Annotated in this window: 16 protein-coding genes; 2 read left to right on the top strand and 14 right to left on the bottom strand. The window is 45.6% G+C overall.

Annotation, left to right across the window (positions count from 1 at the left end):
- Window positions 1-68: 68 nt before the first annotated feature.
- Complete coding sequence (aqpZ, locus tag L3V32_RS08365) at window positions 69-767, top strand: aquaporin Z (RefSeq protein WP_053808790.1); 699 nt, start codon at window positions 69-71, stop codon at window positions 765-767.
- A gap of 51 nt (window positions 768-818) precedes the next feature.
- Here the strand turns inward: aqpZ and recR are convergent, their stop codons facing one another.
- From recR to L3V32_RS08335, 7 genes are all read right to left on the bottom strand, one after another.
- Entirely contained in the window at window positions 819-1,418 is a 600-nt protein-coding gene (recR, locus tag L3V32_RS08360; RefSeq protein WP_031780610.1) for a recombination mediator RecR, read from the bottom strand.
- Window positions 1,419-1,448: 30 nt separating this feature from the next.
- Entirely contained in the window at window positions 1,449-1,778 is a 330-nt protein-coding gene (locus L3V32_RS08355; RefSeq protein ID WP_005380618.1) for a YbaB/EbfC family nucleoid-associated protein, read from the bottom strand.
- An 82-nt stretch (window positions 1,779-1,860) separates the two neighbouring features.
- Window positions 1,861-3,966: a DNA polymerase III subunit gamma/tau gene (gene dnaX, locus L3V32_RS08350; protein WP_152811815.1), complete on the bottom strand. Its 2,106-nt coding sequence runs from the start codon at window positions 3,964-3,966 to the stop codon at window positions 1,861-1,863.
- Between the two features lie 8 nt (window positions 3,967-3,974).
- The gene (gene apt, locus L3V32_RS08345; protein WP_005380615.1) at window positions 3,975-4,520 is read right to left on the bottom strand and encodes an adenine phosphoribosyltransferase; all 546 of its coding nucleotides are present in this window, start codon (window positions 4,518-4,520) and stop codon (window positions 3,975-3,977) included.
- 162 nt (window positions 4,521-4,682) lie between these two features.
- The gene (locus tag L3V32_RS08340; protein ID WP_371131105.1) at window positions 4,683-5,069 is read right to left on the bottom strand and encodes a YbaN family protein; all 387 of its coding nucleotides are present in this window, start codon (window positions 5,067-5,069) and stop codon (window positions 4,683-4,685) included.
- A 33-nt stretch (window positions 5,070-5,102) separates the two neighbouring features.
- Window positions 5,103-5,234, bottom strand: coding sequence for a hypothetical protein (locus L3V32_RS26075; RefSeq protein ID WP_005380608.1), 132 nt, complete (start codon window positions 5,232-5,234; stop codon window positions 5,103-5,105).
- Window positions 5,235-5,458: 224 nt separating this feature from the next.
- Window positions 5,459-6,565 carry a response regulator gene (locus tag L3V32_RS08335; RefSeq protein ID WP_005397213.1) on the bottom strand — a complete coding sequence of 369 codons (1,107 nt, stop codon included), beginning with the start codon at window positions 6,563-6,565 and terminating at the stop codon, window positions 5,459-5,461.
- A gap of 288 nt (window positions 6,566-6,853) precedes the next feature.
- Here L3V32_RS08335 and L3V32_RS08330 point away from each other — a divergent pair, with 288 nt between their 5' ends.
- Window positions 6,854-7,729 (top strand): LysR family transcriptional regulator, encoded by an 876-nt coding sequence (locus tag L3V32_RS08330; protein WP_005397211.1) that lies wholly within the window; start codon window positions 6,854-6,856, stop codon window positions 7,727-7,729.
- A 67-nt stretch (window positions 7,730-7,796) separates the two neighbouring features.
- On the opposite strand, the gene purF is transcribed toward L3V32_RS08330, so the two are convergent.
- The 7 genes from purF to L3V32_RS08295 all read right to left on the bottom strand — a co-directional run bounded on the left by purF (window position 7,797) and on the right by L3V32_RS08295 (window position 18,251).
- Window positions 7,797-9,311, bottom strand: a complete 1,515-nt coding sequence (gene purF / locus L3V32_RS08325) for an amidophosphoribosyltransferase (RefSeq protein WP_005397209.1) — start codon at window positions 9,309-9,311, stop codon at window positions 7,797-7,799.
- A gap of 36 nt (window positions 9,312-9,347) precedes the next feature.
- Complete coding sequence (locus tag L3V32_RS08320) at window positions 9,348-9,839, bottom strand: CvpA family protein (RefSeq protein WP_005380590.1); 492 nt, start codon at window positions 9,837-9,839, stop codon at window positions 9,348-9,350.
- Window positions 9,840-9,900: 61 nt separating this feature from the next.
- Window positions 9,901-10,494 (bottom strand): SPOR domain-containing protein, encoded by a 594-nt coding sequence (locus tag L3V32_RS08315; protein ID WP_237284105.1) that lies wholly within the window; start codon window positions 10,492-10,494, stop codon window positions 9,901-9,903.
- A gap of 14 nt (window positions 10,495-10,508) precedes the next feature.
- Window positions 10,509-11,771: a bifunctional tetrahydrofolate synthase/dihydrofolate synthase gene (gene folC, locus L3V32_RS08310; RefSeq protein WP_237284104.1), complete on the bottom strand. Its 1,263-nt coding sequence runs from the start codon at window positions 11,769-11,771 to the stop codon at window positions 10,509-10,511.
- A gap of 46 nt (window positions 11,772-11,817) precedes the next feature.
- A complete protein-coding gene (accD, locus tag L3V32_RS08305; RefSeq protein WP_005397203.1) occupies window positions 11,818-12,744 on the bottom strand; it encodes an acetyl-CoA carboxylase, carboxyltransferase subunit beta in 927 nt (308 codons plus the stop codon).
- Window positions 12,745-12,941: 197 nt separating this feature from the next.
- Window positions 12,942-13,736, bottom strand: coding sequence for a tRNA pseudouridine(38-40) synthase TruA (truA, locus tag L3V32_RS08300; protein ID WP_005397196.1), 795 nt, complete (start codon window positions 13,734-13,736; stop codon window positions 12,942-12,944).
- A 138-nt stretch (window positions 13,737-13,874) separates the two neighbouring features.
- Complete coding sequence (locus L3V32_RS08295) at window positions 13,875-18,251, bottom strand: FimV/HubP family polar landmark protein (protein ID WP_237284103.1); 4,377 nt, start codon at window positions 18,249-18,251, stop codon at window positions 13,875-13,877.
- Window positions 18,252-18,347 lie beyond the last annotated feature (96 nt).

Below are 18,347 nucleotides of genomic sequence, written 5' to 3'. Positions count from 1 at the left end.
CCCTCACACTTAATTGACAATTCTCGACTATGTTCAGCGGGTCATTTAAGTAGAAATTAGGAAATAACATGAACAAGTATTTAGCAGAGGCTTTTGGTACGTTCTGGCTAGTATTAGGCGGTTGCGGTAGCGCTGTGTTGGCTGCAGGTTTCCCAGACGTGGGTATTGGTCTGCTGGGCGTTGCTCTGGCCTTTGGTTTAACCGTTTTAACCATGGCATTTGCAATCGGTCATATTTCAGGTTGTCACTTGAACCCGGCAGTGACGGTCGGTCTTTGGGCTGGCGGTCGTTTTGAGACAAAAGACGTTGCGCCTTACATCATCGCACAAGTGCTCGGCGGGCTGATCGCTGGTGGCATTCTTTATGTCATCGCGACAGGACAAGCTGGATTCGATGTTGTGGGTTCTGGCTTTGCCGCCAATGGTTATGGTGAACACTCGCCGGGTCAGTACTCCATGCTTGCTGCGCTAGTTTCTGAAGTTGTAATGACGATGATGTTCCTTATCGTAATCATGGGGGCGACAGACAAACGTGCACCTCAAGGTTTTGCACCTATTGCGATTGGTTTGTGTCTGACTCTTATTCACCTGATCAGCATTCCTGTCACAAATACCTCAGTAAACCCGGCTCGTAGTACAGCAGTCGCAATGTACGTTGGTGACTGGGCAGTTTCTCAATTATGGCTGTTCTGGGTTGCGCCTATTTTGGGTGGTGTACTTGGTGCAGTTATCTACAAAAACCTTCTTGGTAAAGAATCGAACGATTAATCGTTCTCAACTCACAAGGTCAAAAAAGCCGCTGAATTCAGCGGCTTTTTATTAAATTCTGTGTCGACCTAACAGCGAGTGTGACAACGTCGTGCCATCGACAAGCTCAAGTTCTCCACCGACAGGCACACCATGCGCGATGCGGCTGGCATCAACTTGGTGTTCTTTACATAGCTCTGCGATGTAATGTGCAGTGGCTTCGCCTTCAACCGTCGGGTTTGTTGCCAAAATCACTTCGGCTATATCACCGCGACGTAAGCGGTAATCCAGCACATCCAGGCCAATATCACTTGGACCAATACCGTCTAGTGGTGACAAATGTCCCATAAGAACAAAGTATCGACCAGAATACTGGCCCGTTGCTTCGACTGCAGCAATGTCTGCCGGGCTTTCTACCACACAAATTTGACCATTTTCTTGGCGTTTTGGGTTAGTACAAATATGACAGACTTCTTCTTCGGTGAAGGTTCGACACTCAGTACAGTGACCGATTTCTGTCATTGCCTGGCTAAGCGCATCTGCAAGTTGCAAACCGCCTTTTCTATCGCGCTGTAACAAATGAAAGGCCATACGCTGCGCCGACTTGGGGCCAACCCCAGGTAGACAACGTAAGGCCTCCATCAATTGCTCCAGCATATGACTGGTACGCATTAAAAGTCCGCTTAATTAAATATCAGCAGATTAGAATGGCATTTTCATACCTGGTGGTAGTTGCATACCGCCAGTTACAGAAGCCATTTTCTCTTTTTGAGTTTCTTCAACACGACGGGCCGCATCGTTGAACGCCGCAGCGATCAGATCTTCAAGCATTTCTTTGTCGTCTTCCATCAAACTTTCATCGATGTCAACACGACGTACGCTGTGACTACCAGTGATAGTAACTTTTACTAGGCCAGCACCAGACTCGCCAGTTACTTCCATATTCGCGATTTCTTCTTGAAGCTTTTGCATGCGATCTTGCATTTGCTGGGCTTGCTTCATTAGGTTGCCCATACCGCCTTTACCAAACATGTTTATCTCTCTGGTTTAATGAGGTGTTGCATCAATTAATGGGGTTATAACCTTAGGTTTTCAACCCCATTCCATTCGATTATTAGATAGGGCGCACACTATCTTTATCAAGCTCTGCAGCAAAACGACGTTCAATAAATTGAACATTTGGATCGTTTTCTAAACTATTCAGAGCTTGCTGTAATTTCTCTTGATAGAGCCTATCTCTAAGTTCAAGTGGTGTTTCTCCACTCTCCCCTATTTCGATGCTCATGTGGCACTCTTCACCTAACACGGTATTAAGTGCTTTAAGCAATTCGGCTTGAGCTCTATCTGTATTCAAATGAGCTTGGCTGCTTCTCAATAGCAACGAAACGGTTGTTCCTTCCTTACTATAATGAGAGTTTAGCGCAAGTTGCTCTACCAGCTTAGGGATCTCCATTAAGCTGATTAGCTTCGCCCATTCATTATGTTCTAACGATTCATCGATGAGCTTTTGTGCCATTTCAGGCGTTTTCTCATGCTCAAGTGCCTGCTTGAGCTGCGTAGGTGTCAGTTTTGTATTCACTTTTGTCTCAACAGGCTTACTTGGACGCCAGCGATACGCTTCCTCAACTTGTGGCTCCGTCGACTTCGGAGCTGAGTTTGGCGACACCTGCGCGGAATTGCCATGCAATTGCGCTACTCGGTCGATGACCGATTCTGGTTGTGCAGATGCCGCTTTAGGCTTTTTTGAGCCACCATTTTGAGGAGTGTTCTGTTGTAGGCCTTGACGCTGAGAACGTAATTGGTGACGTAAACCGCTTAGACCACCGCGCGCCGGTGTTGAAACGCTCTCTTGCACTTGTTGAGGTGGCGTTTCATGCTGCGGCGCTGGGTTTTCGCTCATCGGCGGCGCCATATCATACTGTGGCGGAACCGTCTCATATCCACTCGCGTGATACTCAGGTTGTGAATTGGATGAAGGTTGAGGCGCCACTTGTGGTGTGCTTTGCGCAGGACTCGGCTGCTGAGTTCGAGGAGCAGCTACTGTCTGAGCTGGTGCAGTCTTTGGCTGACTGGCACTTTGAGCTGGGGCTGAAGCTGGTTCGCAGTTACTAGAAACAACATTTGCCCCACTGTTATTTGATGGGCGGAACGCCATCATACGCAACACAATCATTTCCAGACCGACTCGCCCATTTGGCGAGAGAGTCAAATCTTCACGACCTTTCAATGCAATTTGGTAGTAAAGCTGAACGTCTTGCGGACTTAGTGCTTTACTCAACAACTCGATTTTTTCTGCATCTGGCTGCGCTCGGTCTAGCGACGCTGGCAGCGCTTGATACATCGCAATTCGATGAAGCTGTGTTGCGACTTGCTGCAACAAACCATCCCACTCAACACCATTTGCTGCTAATTGCTGGATTTTATCCATGGCTTGTTGAGGTTGCTTGCTGCTGATTGACTCCAGCAAGTGAATCGCTTGGTCGGTATCAATCGTCCCCAACATGTGGCTGACAATATCAGTTTGCACCGCACCGTTACCTAAAGCAATTGCTTGATCGGTCAAGCTGAGAGCATCACGCATACTGCCATCTGCAGCATGTGAAATCATACCCAGTGCTTTTGGTTCTGCCGATACTTGCTCTTGACCCAAAATGTAGTCAAGTTGCTGATGAATATCATCAACGCTGATCGGTTTGAGATGGAACTGTAGACAACGCGACAATATAGTAACAGGCAGCTTTTGTGGATCGGTTGTCGCGAGTAAGAACTTCACATACTCTGGCGGCTCTTCCAGGGTTTTCAACAACGCATTGAAAGAGTGACGCGATAGCATGTGTACCTCATCGATGAGGTACACTTTAAAACGTCCACGAGCAGGTTTGTATTGAACGTTGTCTAACAGTTCGCGAGTGTCTTCAACTTTAGTACGTGATGCCGCGTCGATTTCAAGAAGATCGACAAAGCGACCTTCATCAATTTCACGACAAGTATCGCACTTACCACAAGGTGTCGCGGTAATACCGGTTTCGCAGTTCAAGCCTTTGGCAAACAACCTACCGATACTCGTTTTACCCACACCACGAGTCCCGCTGAACAGATAAGCATGGTGTAAACGGTTTTGCGCCAGTGCGTTTTCCAACGCCGTCAGGACATGTTTTTGTCCGACAACTTGGTCAAACTGATTAGGACGCCATTTTCGCGCTAAAGCTAAATAACTCATTGAATGTATTAATGTCCTTCAAAATCGCAAATGCTGTATACGTTTAGACCTAGTGCTTCTAAACGTTTATCACCACCGATTTCTGGTAGGTTGATAACGAACGCAGCGTGCTCAACTTCACCGCCCAGTTGGCGAATCAGCTTAGTCGTCGCTTCAATAGTGCCGCCCGTTGCCAATAAATCGTCGACAACCAGTACTTTGTCGCCTTCAACGATGGCATCTGTATGGATTTCTAGTGTATCAACGCCGTATTCAAGCTCATAAGATTGAGCAACAGTAGGACGTGGTAGCTTGCCTGGTTTACGTACTGGTACAAAACCAACACCTAGCTCAAGCGCTAAAGGCGCACCAAATAAAAAGCCACGAGCTTCCGTACCCACAACCTTGGTAAAGCCCATATCTTTGTAACGTTCAACAAGTAAGTTGATCGTCGCTTGGTATGCTTTTGCGTCTTCAAGAAGGCTCGTCACATCACGAAATAGAATGCCTGGCTTTGGGTAGTCTTGGATGCTTTTGATGCTAGATTTGATCAGTGAAATTGTTTCTGTAGTCATAATACCGATTTACTTAGATTGGCTCATCGCCCTCTCTAATCGCAGTATCACGAGGGCAACGAACAATAGGTTTTCACCACTATGTGCTTATTTTCGTAAGAGTCACAGGCGCTGAAAATACAAACGCCCACTCGAAGAGCGGGCACACTATTCTCTACAATCTTAGTGATTTTCTTCTCTGTCAGCAACCAACTCAATCACAGGCAGACGCATAAACCAGCCGAGTAAAACGATTAGCATCACTAAAAGACCAATTTTCACCCAAACAAGGGGAACAACAACGATTGAAACCATGAAACTAAGTGCAATAAAAATGGCGCCACGCTGTTTTACTTTTGAAGTAACAGCCCGGTGCTTATGCCAATTATCGAGAATCGGCCCAAACGTTTTGTGGTTATGTAGCCAATGATGAAATGCGGGGCTACCACGCATAAAACATGCACTAGCAAGTAGAATGAAAGGAGTGGTGGGTAAAAGCGGAAGGGCTATGCCGGCAATGCCGAGCACAATACAGAGTCCACCAACGGTATTGAAAAAGTAACGCTTAATACGAATGGTGAACTCCGGTACAAAATAGCTAGATTAAAAGCCTGCGTAACCATTCATTACACGAAGCCAGGTTAGCGTTGCAGGTAGTGTTGGAATTAAAAGTACTGCAATGAAACCTAAAAAGTAAAAAATATTATAAGGCTCTTTAAAATCTTTGTCTGCCATGATGTATCTTCTCACTAGTTGACTTTGCTTCTCCCAAGGCACAGCGTTAAATTATCGTTGCACAAATGGGTCATTATTGTTTTAGGCGTTGACTATACCTTAAACAGCCAAATCTAAACACCAGTAAAAAGTAAGGTTATTGTTCGAGCATTTGTTGTTTTTTGTGGTTCTAAAAAGACAATAAGCAGCGCCAAGACGCTGCTTATTGTGTTATGAAGTCAGAATTATACCAGTCGTGATTTCCGGGCAATATTTAAGCTGAAACTTGAAGAGCCTAAACAACCGATGGATAACTGACCAGCAACACCTAGCGGTAAATCTCGGGTTATGAAGTTTTTCATACTTCCTGCCCCTAAACAGTTACCTGCCGCGATATGTTGATTAGTATTTCCGTCAGACCAATGGCTATCTAAACCCGCAGGCAGGATAGAAACGGAGGACGAAGCCAGATCAGCGACACCAAATACAGCATTAACCGCACCAGCGCACTCTGAACACTCGATTCCTTTTTCAATGATCCCTACCATATCCTTCAGATCAGCACTGAAACTCTTCAAATTACGCAGGTAATCGTCAAACAAAGCCCTAACAAGCAATGTCGTCGCGACACCATCATTACTCTGGGAAGCAGAGTCAACGAGATAGAACGCAAATTGCCCATTCATTAACCAACGATAATCGAACACCAGTGGCATAACGTCCGTCGATTGCAATAAACGGTATGAGCAGCGCCAATCACCTTGAGAAGCATCTTTCTCTGGCAATAGAGCATGCAATAAATCTCTTGCAGCACTCGGGTTCTGCTGCAAATACTCTAGATGCCAGTGAAGCTCTTGCTCATCTGGGATTTCGCCACCGTCATCGACTCGGAACCACTGACTTGAAAAGTCTCGCTGTTCGGAGAAATGGCTATCGGTATCTTCGAGCGTATTGTCTATCGCCTGAGATAGGTGCTCATAATTACCTATCGGTTTAGGAAGAAAATCTTTAATACCAAATCGCAACGCTTTCGCGACATCGGACATTTCATCCGTGCCGGATACCACGATAAGCGGCAAGTATGGATATTCAAGACTGACTTCTTCGACGAATTCAATGCCATCTAATACCGGCATCGATAAATCACACAAGATAAGATCGGGTTGGCATTCCCTGAGTTGTTGAAGCGCCTCTAGGCCGTTTTCAGCTTCTACTACTTTAAAACCCTGACTTTCTAAATAAGCATTGGTTACTTTACGAAATATTGGATCATCATCTACCAACATAATTAGTTTTTGATTAACCACTTCCTGTGCCGAGACCATTGCCGTTTGACTGTGAGTCTTAAACATACCTTTACACCTCACAAAGCTAAGTCAAAAAACAGATTTATTATTAAGTCATTATTTTTGTTGTGTTTACATCCGGCGAAACGTTGCGCAGCAAGACTTGAGGCCGTTCCGCCTTGTTATAAAACGTAGCTTGAAAACGGCGTTTATACAAATATTACGGGGTATAACAGTATTTACTCAAACAGGGTTGCTGTGTTCAAATGATGCAACATGTTGACTTAAAGCAAGCTTTGATCACAAAGTTAATTATAAATTAGCCGTAATCGGTAATTTAATGTGTCTGGAAATATGAAATTAGATGACTTAAACCTGTTTCGACTGGTTGTCGAAAATGGGAGCTACACCGCAACTTCGCGAAAAACCATGATCCCGGTTGCGACCATCACCCGACGCATTCAAGCGCTAGAAGACTCTGTCAATCTTCGACTGTTGAACCGTCACGCTCGCAAACTCTCGCTTACAGAAGCCGGGGAACGTTTTTACCATGAGTGCTCTCCTTTGCTACAAAGGCTAACCACGGCAGCAGAGGAAATCACTGACGACTGCCGAGGAGCATCAGGCAAGATTAAGATATCGGCGCCTTATAACTTAACTAAGCGCATGATGATGCCGATGTTCAACAGCTTTATGAAGCAGTATCCGGACATCAATATCGAACTAACGACAGAAAATAATGCAGACAAGCTTGACCCTACTGAATGGGATGTCATTTTTCGAGTGGGGCCCCAACGTGATTCTAGCCTGATCGCACGTAAGATTGGCGAAGTGAAGGATATTCTTGTCGCAAGTCCTGACTACCTTGCCTCGAATCCAGCACCAAACCACGCAGAAGAGCTCTCTAACCATTCATTGCTAAAAGGCTACCCTCTTATCAAGTGGACCTTAATTAATAGCAAAGGCGAGTCTGTCGTAAACGTTGATCGTGGTCGCTTTCAGGCGAATGCACTAAATGTAGTACGCAGTGCTTGTTCCGAAGGTTTAGGCATCACGCTAATGCCAGATGTCATGATCAAAGAATACATCGAAAGCGGCGATTTGGTACGCATACTGCCAGATTGGAGTGCAAACCCGCGCGACATTTATATGCTTTACAACCACAAAGATCACCTGCCAGAGAAAGTTCGTCTCTTTATCGACTTTGTGATCGCTTACAACATTCACTAATTCGATAGCGAATACAAAAAACCAGAGCCGGAGCTCTGGTTTTTTTTACGCCTCAAGAAAACGCCTATTATGCGCCTTCGTTATGCAGCTCTAGGTTTGCTAAATCCTGTTGGATTTCAAGTTGTGTTTTCGCATCATCGTTACGAAGACCATCTAAGAAGTCTAGGTATTGTTGGTCAATATCACCCGTTACGTATTCGCCGTTAAACACGGATGTATCGAACTGAGTAATATCTTGGTTTCCAAGACCGACTGCCTCAACCAAGTCTTCTAGACGTTGATAAATCAATGCATCAGCACCAATCTGCTTACAAATTGTATCGTTGTCACGGCCATGAGCAATAAGCTCGGTAGCACTTGGCATATCAATGCCGTACACGTTCGGGAATCGAACTTCTGGTGCTGCTGATACCATGTACACTTTCTTCGCACCAGAATCACGTGCCATTTCGATGATTTGTTCTGACGTAGTACCACGAACGATAGAGTCATCCACCAGCAACACATTCTTATCTTTGAACTCCGAACGAATTGCATTCAACTTGCGACGTACAGATTTCTTACGTTGTTGCTGACCAGGCATGATAAACGTACGTCCCACGTAACGGTTTTTCACGAAGCCTTGGCGGTAAGGGATATCGATCGCTTGAGCGATTTGAAGTGCGATATCACATGAAGTTTCAGGGATAGGAATAACGACATCAATATCAAGATTTGCGTAGTCTTCACGAATACGTTCGCCTAACTTTTTACCCATTTCAACGCGAGCACTGTATACCGAAATTTTATCGATGAACGAGTCTGGACGAGCAAAATACACGAACTCGAAAATACAAGGGTTCAGCTTAGGATTGTCTGCACACTGCTTCGTGTACAGTTCACCGTCAAACGTTGCGTAGATCGCCTCACCAGGTGCAACATCACGAACAAAATCAAAACCGACGGCATCCAATGCTACCGACTCAGACGCAACCATGTACTCCGCTCTGCCATTAACTTCACGCTTACCTAAACATAGAGGGCGAATACCGTGTGGGTCACGAAACGCAATCATACCATGACCGATAATCATGGCAGTCACAGCGTAAGCACCACGAATTGTGCGATGCACATTGGTGACTGCGCGGAATACGTCTTCTGTCGTGACATTTCCTTTTACTGAGTCAATTTCGTGCGCCAGTACATTTAGTAATACTTCGGAGTCTGAAGTGGTATTGATATGACGGCGATCTTTTTCAAACAGCTTTTGACGAACTTCGTTAGCGTTGGTCAAGTTGCCATTGTGGGCAAGTGTAATACCGAAAGGAGAGTTTACGTAGAAAGGTTGAGCTTCTGAAGCGCTTGAACTGCCTGCTGTTGGGTAACGAACATGACCAATTCCGACCTCGCCTTGCAGGCGCTGCATATGTCTTGCTTCAAATACATCCTTGACTAAACCGTTCGCCTTGCGCAGACGAAAACGATTGCTTTCTATGGTACAAATACCAGCGGCATCTTGGCCACGATGCTGTAACACCGTTAACGCGTCATAAATAGACTGGTTTACAGGCGTTGTGCCCACGATTCCAACAATACCACACATGTCCTAATCCTCGATTTGCGACAGTAGCTGGCACTACTAGATAGTGCCAGACAGAAAACTTGATGTTGCTTGTAAATGCTCGAAGAATGGGGCGATGATACGGCTGAACTCAGGGATCAACTGTGAATCTTTCCACCAATCCGAGCTTGGGAATGCAGTAAACGCATCCATAAAAAACAGCACCGCAGAAACAATTAAGACTCCGCGTAGACCACCAAATACAATCCCAAGAATTCGGTCCGTACCTGATAGCCCTGTTTTTTGTACCAGTTGACCAATGACGTAATTCACCACTGCACCAACTACCAAGGTCGCGACGAATAACGCCGCAATCGCCGCTCCGTTACGAAACATGTCATCTTCGATGTTGGTGAAGTACACCGCCAATTTGGCGTAGTAGTTGCTGGAGATAAAAAACGCTCCAAACCAAATCACCAAAGACAAAGCTTCTTTAGCAAAACCGCGAACTAAACTGATCAGAGCTGAAAATCCGATCACACCTAAAATGATAAAATCTATCCAATTCATGTTTTCTTCATCTTAAGTTGGCGCGCATTTTAACAGAAAAAATGCTGACGCAAACGTTTTCTTATGGATTTAATGGCTTAAATTTAAGCAATTGACCTTTTGAGCCTGTAATTTTTTGTAATTCCTTGACTTGTCGTTCAAGTTTACTTTTTGACACATCAGGGCCAACAATCACTCTCGTAAACTCGTTTTCTTTCTTTGTATGGGCTTGATAGCCACGCTTTTGCAAATCAGCGACAAGCGCGACCGCATTTTCGTGATTCTTAAGCGCCATCAACTGAATGATCCAAGCAGAATCTTCATATTGATTTTTTTCTTGCACAGGACGAGTGGCCACCTCAACTTGCTCTGGCTGTTTGATGACCTCTGGTTTAGGCGTCGGCGTTGGGTCAGGCTCAGAAGCAGCCACTTGGGCGCCCTCTTGCTCCTGCACCACCGCTTCAACTGGAGAGTCCGGTAACGCTATAACGTCTTCCACTGGCTCTAATATTTCGAAGTTTTCCACATCACTATCAAGTTCAGGTTTGATAGGAATACTGGCAAATTCTTCTTTGTAGTGCAGTTTCTTACCATCTAGCACATCGGGAAGAACAATCACTCCGACTGCGACTAGAATGATGGTGCCGACTAAACGACTTTGGAATTTACTTGCCATCAAAATACCTTTACTTATTTATTATTTGATTGCCAATGTTCCAATACCTCTCCGACGGTATGGAATGAGCCAACCACCAGAATAACGTCTCCTGTCTTTGCGTGGCTTCTCGCACTCTCGAAGGCGTCAACAGGGTTTCCAAAATGAACTTGCCCATCAGGTAAGTATTGGCACAATTCATCAGCTGTCGCCGCTCTCGGTCCAGTAAGCGACGCTGGATACCATTGTGTTGCAACTGGAGTTAGCGCTTCAATGGTTGCTTTAATGTCTTTGTCATGCAGCATTGCAACCACAATATGGATATTCTTACCCAGATATTGTTGCTTCACTCTCTCTACCAAATACTCAGCAGAGTGCGGGTTATGAGCGACATCAAGGACTATTTCAGGTTCGTGATGCAGTACCTGCATACGCCCTGCCAGGCGAGCATTATTCAAGCCATTAACAATGTTTATGTCAGTGATTTGCAATTCCGATGCTCCTAACGCCATCAATGCTGTTGCCGCATTTTGTAGCGGTAACGATGGGACAGGTAAATCCTCTAACGCAAATGCACCACTGCTCCACTTCCAACCATTATTAGTTAGTTGGTAATCATACTGAATACCAACTTGGAAGAACTCAGAGCCAATATCGTCAGCATGAGCCGCCACGGTCGCCGGTGGCGTTGGTTGACCACAAATTGCTGGCTTCCCTGAACGGTAAATGCCTGCCTTTTCAAAACCAATGACATTGATGTCATCACCAAGCCAATCCACATGGTCGATCGCTAAGCTCGTAATAACAGAAACATCATGGTCGACAACGTTGGTGGCATCTAGACGACCGCCAAGTCCTACTTCAAGCAGCACAACGTCAACTTTCTCTACTTGGAAAATACGTAGCGCAGCAAGCGTACCGAATTCAAAGAGGCTAAGGCTGATATCACCACGCTGCTTTTCTACATAGTCGAATGCTTCACAGTGCTTTGCATCTACAACGTCGACGCCATTAATGCGTACACGCTCGTTGTAACGAATCAGGTGCGGAGAGCTGTAAACACCGACTGAATAGCCAGCATCGAGTAAAATAGCTTCCATTAACGCACACGTTGAACCTTTGCCATTGGTGCCGGCAACGGTGATTACGGTTGGAGCTGGTTTGGTAAGATTGGCTTTGTTTGCTACCGCTTGGACACGGTCTAAGCCTAGATCAATTGCTGAGGAATGAATATTTGCTAAATAATCAAGCCACATCTCTAATGAAGATGTGGCTTGAGGAATTGGGTTTTGGGTCATCTAACTTTAACCATTAAATTCTTTGGTTTTTATGTTAGTTGATACTTTACCCTTTTTCGTCCGCTTCTGGTACAGAATATGGTTCTTCATTTGGAGATTCGTTAACCGAAACCACCAAAGGAGACTTGTGGTTAGTCATCTTAGCGATTAGACCACCCACACGCTGACGCATTTCACGACGGTCAACGATCATATCAATCGCACCGTGATCAAGCAGGAACTCACTACGCTGGAAACCTTCAGGAAGATCTTCACGCACTGTTTGCTCGATAACACGACGACCAGCAAAGCCAATCAGCGCCTTAGGTTCACCGATGTTGATATCACCCAACATAGCCAAACTTGCTGATACACCACCCATTGTAGGGTCAGTTAGAACCGAAATAAACGGCAGACCTTTTTCTGATAGACGCTCAAGCGCAGCACTGGTTTTTGCCATTTGCATAAGAGACATCAATGCCTCTTGCATACGAGCGCCACCACTTGCTGAGAAACAAACAAGTGCACAATTGTTTTCAATTGCTGCATCCACCGCTTTTACGAAGCGAGCACCAACAACTGAACCCATTGAACCGCCCATAAAAGAGAATTCAAACGCACACGCCACAAGGGGTAGACCAAGCAGTTCACCTTGCATCACAACTAGCGCATCTTTCTCTCCGCTGTTTTTTTGTGCTGCAGAGATACGCTCTTTGTATCGCTTAGAATCTTTAAATTTCAGTTTATCCTGTGGCTCAAGTTCGGTACCTAATTCAACTCGATTACCTTCATCTAAAAACGTTTCCAAACGACGACGCGCTTTCATGCGCATGTGATGGTTACACTTTGGACAAACTTCTAGGTTACGCTCTAGTTCAGCATGGTATAAAACCTGTTCACAAGAGGTACATTTAGTCCACACACCTTCTGGGATAGAAGCTTTGCGTGAACTTACTAGGTTGCTTTTCTCTAAAATCTTTTCAAGCCAACTCATGGAAGACCTTTTCTCTCAACTCTTCCGCTTCATTGCGAAAGATATAAATTCGACATAATACCGACGGATTAAACCATATCTTGCAGCTACTGTAGATAAAAAACTGGTTGTACCTATTTTTGATATCATAAATAGCGTATGTTTTCCGCTCACATTCAATGTAAACACTACCGATATTTTGAAATAAGTTTGTAAAATTAGTTCAAATTATCTGGCAAAAACAGTGGACCGATCGGCACTTCAGGTAACCCAAATTCTTCTGGATAGTCTACATCTACCAGGTACAGACCTTCCGCTTTCGCTGTCGCACCCGCTAGTTTGCGATCTTTAGCCTCTAGCAACCATTTGATCCATTCAGGACTCTCTTCACCACGTCCAACCTTTATCAAGCTACCCGTGATGTTACGAACCATATGATGCACGAACGCATTGGCTTTAATATCAATAACCACATAGTTCCCATGGCGCGTAACGTTCAGATGCATCAAGTTTCGAAATGGGCTACGAGACTGACAATGCGCCGCACGAAACGACGTAAAATCATTTTCACCAAGCAGATACTGCCCTGCCTCATGCATTTTTTTCTCGTCGAGCTCACCATGATAGTGGCTCACACCAGAGTTTAAGATGCCAGGTCGTAAAGCATGATTGAAAATAATGTAACGATAACGGCGCGCTGTCGCTGAGAATCGTGCATGGAAATCATCTGGGACTTCCTTAGCCCAACGAACCGCTATATCACTCGGCATGTTCGCGTTTGCGCCCATGGTCCAAGCTACCATTTTTCGAGTAACGTTGGTATCAAAGTGCACAACTTGTCCTGTGCCATGCACGCCAGCGTCTGTCCGACCAGCACACTGCACTTCAACTGGGTGATTAGCAATAACGGACAATGCTTTCTCTAGCTCTTCTTGGACACTTTTCACTTCTCTTTGGCGCTGCCAACCAAAGTAGTTTGTACCGTTGTACTCGATACCTAATGCGATTCTCATCTTAACCTTCGAACTCTAAAATGGGGCGGGAAGTATATACTCAAGTCACCTCAAGTTGCCAGTTTCAACAAGGATGACGTAAAGGCATCACCATACTAGCAAGACACAAAAAGGGTAGCCAACGCTACCCTTTTCGATTTATCGGCCATTAATGGCATCAATCAGGCTCTTTGCTTCGCGGCGAATATCATCTTCTCCGTAAACAATCGCCTCTTCTAGTAGCTTTATCGCCCCTTGAGAATCATTCATCTCAAGATAGATTTTAGCAAGGTCCAGTTTTCCGGCAGCTTCAGCGTTGCTATCTACGTCAACATCGCCGATCTCACCGATAACATCTGGAAACTCGTTCAATCCGACATCAAGCTTCAGATCTTCTTCTTCGAATTCACCACCTTCTTTATCGACCTGAGCCATCAATTCATCAATCGTCATAAATTGATTTTTCTTTGGGTCGAAGTCATCCAAGTCGCTTTGCTCTGCCCAGTTTTCTTGCTCGATCTCTGGCTGACTTAGTGCGTCACTCGAATCCCAAACATCACGCTGGTCCTCAGGCACATCTTCCGTAGAACTTACACTATCGGCAGCTGGTTTAAAGCCATCCCAATCATCTCCAACATCAAGCATGGTTTCAAAATCCATACCTGCGCTTGCGATGGTGTCACTGTCTAACTGACCTTCAAATACCTCTGAACTTGCGTCTTCAGCAAGAAGGTTAGCCATTGAAGATTCATCATCTAAGTCACTTAGTGGCTCACCCTCTGTCGCCGTTGGCTGCACTTCTGGTTCAGTATCAAAACCGTTTTGCTGCGCAAAAACTTCAAACAAAGCATCATGATCGTTATCGGCTTGAAGAGTTGGTCTCGATGTCTCAGCTTCAACATTAGGAGTCTCTGGCGCACTCTCATTCATTGATGCGAGAACATCTTCCTCATTGAACTCAGGAAGATCTTGGTCGTCAAAACTTAGCTCTTCATCCTCACCGGAGATTGGTTCTATATCTGCGGTTTCAGAACTCGGTAATTCTGGCTCTTCTTCCATAGACGCCAATGCATCTTCTTCACTGAATTCTGGCAGTTCGAGTTCATCAAAATCGAACTCTTCTGCTTCAGTAGCAGACTCAGCTTCAGAGCGCTCAGGCTCGATAAATTCTGGTTCATCTAACGTAGGTTCGCCCGCCATAGACGCCAATGCGTCCTCTTCGCTGAACTCTGGTAGATCGAGTTCATCGAAATCGAACTCTTCTTCTGCTTCAGTCGCCGACTCAACTTCAGAGCGCTCAGGCTCGATAGATTCTGGTTCATCTAACGTAGGTTCGCCTGCCATGGACGCCAATGCGTCCTCTTCGCTGAACTCTGGCAGTTCGAGTTCGTCGAAATCGAACTCTTCTTCTGCTTCAGTCGCCGACTCAGCTTCAGAGCGCTCAGGCTCGATAGATTCTGGTTCATCTAACGTAGGTTCGCCTGCCATGGACGCCAATGCATCCTCTTCACTAAACTCTGGCAGTTCGAGTTCATCGAAATCGAACTCTTCTTCTGCTTCAGTCGCCGACTCAGCTTCAGAGCGCTCAGGCTCGATAGATTCTGGGTCATCTAACGCAGGTTCGCCCGCCATAGACGCCAATGCGTCCTCTTCGCTAAACTCTGGTAGATCGAGTTCATCAAAATTGAATTCATCTTCTGCTTCAGTGGCCGAATCAGCTTCAGAGCGCTCAGGCTCGACAGGCTCTGGTTCATCAAACGCAGGTTCGTCCGCCATGGACGCCAGTGCGTCTTCTTCACTGAACTCTGGTAGATCGAGTTCATCAAAATCGAACTCTTCTTCTGCATTGGTGGCCGAATCAGTTTCTGATGCTAGTTCTGAACTTTCTGGCTCACTTTTGCTACCCGAGTTTTGTTCTTGTTCTGGTTGAGTTTCACTTTCTAGTTCAGGCTCATCCAGTAGCCAATCTTCTTCTTGTGGAACACCAAATTCATTTTCTACTGTATTTGGTGTCGGAGTGAACGCTGGGGCGTCTTCTTCTGTATCAACTTGAGGCGGCACTTTAGCATCAGGCTCTACTGATGCATCTTGCGTTGACTTAGAATTGGCATCCTCTTCTTGTTGTGGCGAAGATTCCTCTATCTCAGCTTGCGGCTCTTCAACTTGTTGTTGCGTTAAATCATCTTCAGTATCAAATAGTGCATCCAGTTCAGCAGAAAAGTCCGCTTTTTCTTGCTCTGTAGGCTGAAGCTCTTCACTGTCTGACTCAAACAAGTCGTCTAGCTCGCTCATTAAAGGATCGTTCTCTGGTGAGAGGTCCTCTAAATCACCCAGAAACTCATCGCTGCTAAATGGCTCTGAAGCAGTTTCTGGCTCGGTTAATGGTTGCTCTGGCGCTGTTTGTTGCGGATCTGGTTGACTGTCACTTAATAAAGCGTCGATGTCCAAACCAGACTCAATTTCCGGCTCTTCATGAGCGGGCTCTGACTCGGCTATTGAAGATGGTTTTTCGTCGCCGTCTGGTTCGCCAAAACCAAGTGAAGCGAGTAACTCTTCCTCTTGCGATTTATTCTGTGCAGGGCTTTCGTCCTCTCGAATCAGATCATCAAACGGGTCTAACTCAGTCTCAGTTCCTGTCTCTTCATCCAGTTCGGATGTAACGTCATCAATGAGTTCATCTAGTAAATCTGTGCTATCTGCATCTAACTCTTCAATCGAGTCATCGCCTTCAAAACCAGAGAGTGCTTCTAGCTCATTCAGTGGGTCAAACTCGTCGTCTGTTTCATCTTCGTCAAAATCGATCAGTTCATCGAGTAAGTCCGTACTGTTTTCATCTAGAACGACGTCTTCGCTGGCGTCACCTTCAACTTCTGTCGACTCAGTAACAGGCTGCTCGTATTGAGCTAATAGCTTATCGATATCGTCATCAGATGCCTCTCCTGCGCTGAAATCATCATCCGATACGGGCTGTTTTAGTTCAGGTTCATCGGTATCTAGGTCGAAGTCGTCATTGCCAAGTTCCGCAAACAAGTCATCAAGCATATCCTGATCGACAGTGTCACTTGGTAACTCTTCTGACGGCTCATCTGCTGCAAGTAGTTCCGCAAACGCGTCGTCTGAAAGCGAGTCTGCTTTCTCGTTCGTATCATCTGAAAGATCGAAGCCAGCCTCATCGTCATCGAGCACTTCTAGTTCTGGAGCAACCTCATCTAAGGCTCGCTCCATCTCTTCTAAACCAAGCGCTTTTTCTTCGCCGTTAACTTGGATACCATTGTTCGATGACTCAAACTCATCCAGACCAACATCCAGGTCGCCGTCATCACCGATACCCGCAAATGGGTCATCATCCCCTTCTAGGTTGAAATCCAGTTCTTCATCGTCAAGGTTGGCAAAGACGTCTTCTTCTAAATCTGGCTTCTCTTCTTGTGTAGCCTGAGTATTTATATCTTCATCTGCGAACAACTCATCATCAAGTGTGAGTTCTTCATCCAGCTCGTCCGTCGCCGCTAAACCAATTGGCGCAGCTAATGGATCGGTTTCCTGCGGCGATTGCGCAGCAGGCTCTTCCTCTTTGTTTTTAGAACGGCGACCAAGCAACATCACAACCAACAGTGCCAGCAATGCACCTGGAATAAGCGCCGCTAAGCCGACAAGCCAACCATTAGACAAAATCTTGTCAATCGTACTTGGCTGCATGCGTTGTTGCTCAGCAAGGCGCTGGCGCTCTTCAGCAAGCAGTTTCTCGACTTCCGAGCGAATGCGTTCTTCGTCATTCAGCTCATTTTTCAAGGTTTCAACTTCGCTTTGCACTTCTGACAACATTAAGCGAAGACGATGGTTCTTCTCTTCCAATGACTCTAATTCACTTTGTGAGCCTTGAAGTTTGTCTTTTAACGCACTGACCTGCTTTTCACCCTGCGGAGAGGTGTTCACAGGTGGCGCAGGAATAACTGGTATTGTTTTTTGAACCGGTTTTGGTTCCGCAGCTACAGTGGTTTCTGGTTTAGGAGCAACAGGCTTGGGTTCTACTTTTATTTGTGGCTTTGGTTGCTCGGCGACGCGTTGCGCTGGCGTGGCTCTATTTGTCGGCTTCGGCTGTTTTAACTTAGCCTCGTGCGCCTTCATGATCGCAACAGCTTGTTCTGTAGTCGCGCTTTGCACTTGCTCTAGAGACGGTACTCGTAGTCGACTCCCTGGGATCAACTCATGAATGTTTTGGTTCTCAAACGCTTGAGGGTTAATTCGATAAATGGCAAGAAGCGTTTGTTGAACGGTAACACCGCGTGAAGGTCTTAATTCTGAAGCGATCGACCATAGTGTTTGATTTTCACCAGTCGGACCAAAGAAACGTGACGGCTGAGTATTTGCAGGAGGAGCAGGTAATGCTCGCTCAATATCTTCAGCATAGCTCGGAGATGATTGCACTTCACCAGACGGTCCAACAAGACGAATTCCTTCGGCTTGAACCACTGATGATGTCTGAGTCGCGCTCATCAACACAAGGGCTGCTAACAAACGCTTATAATTTTGACGCATAGAAGGCTCAGTTTTGTGCTAAATACAATTTGAAATGGTGATCGGTTAAATATATCGGATATCACATGCAAAACTATAGCGTTGAGAATAAAAAAT

Origin of the sequence: Vibrio sp. J2-4, from assembly GCF_021728155.1 — a bacterium.
GTDB lineage: Bacteria > Pseudomonadota > Gammaproteobacteria > Enterobacterales > Vibrionaceae > Vibrio > Vibrio diabolicus.
This window is presented reverse-complemented; position numbering and strand designations above follow the sequence as displayed.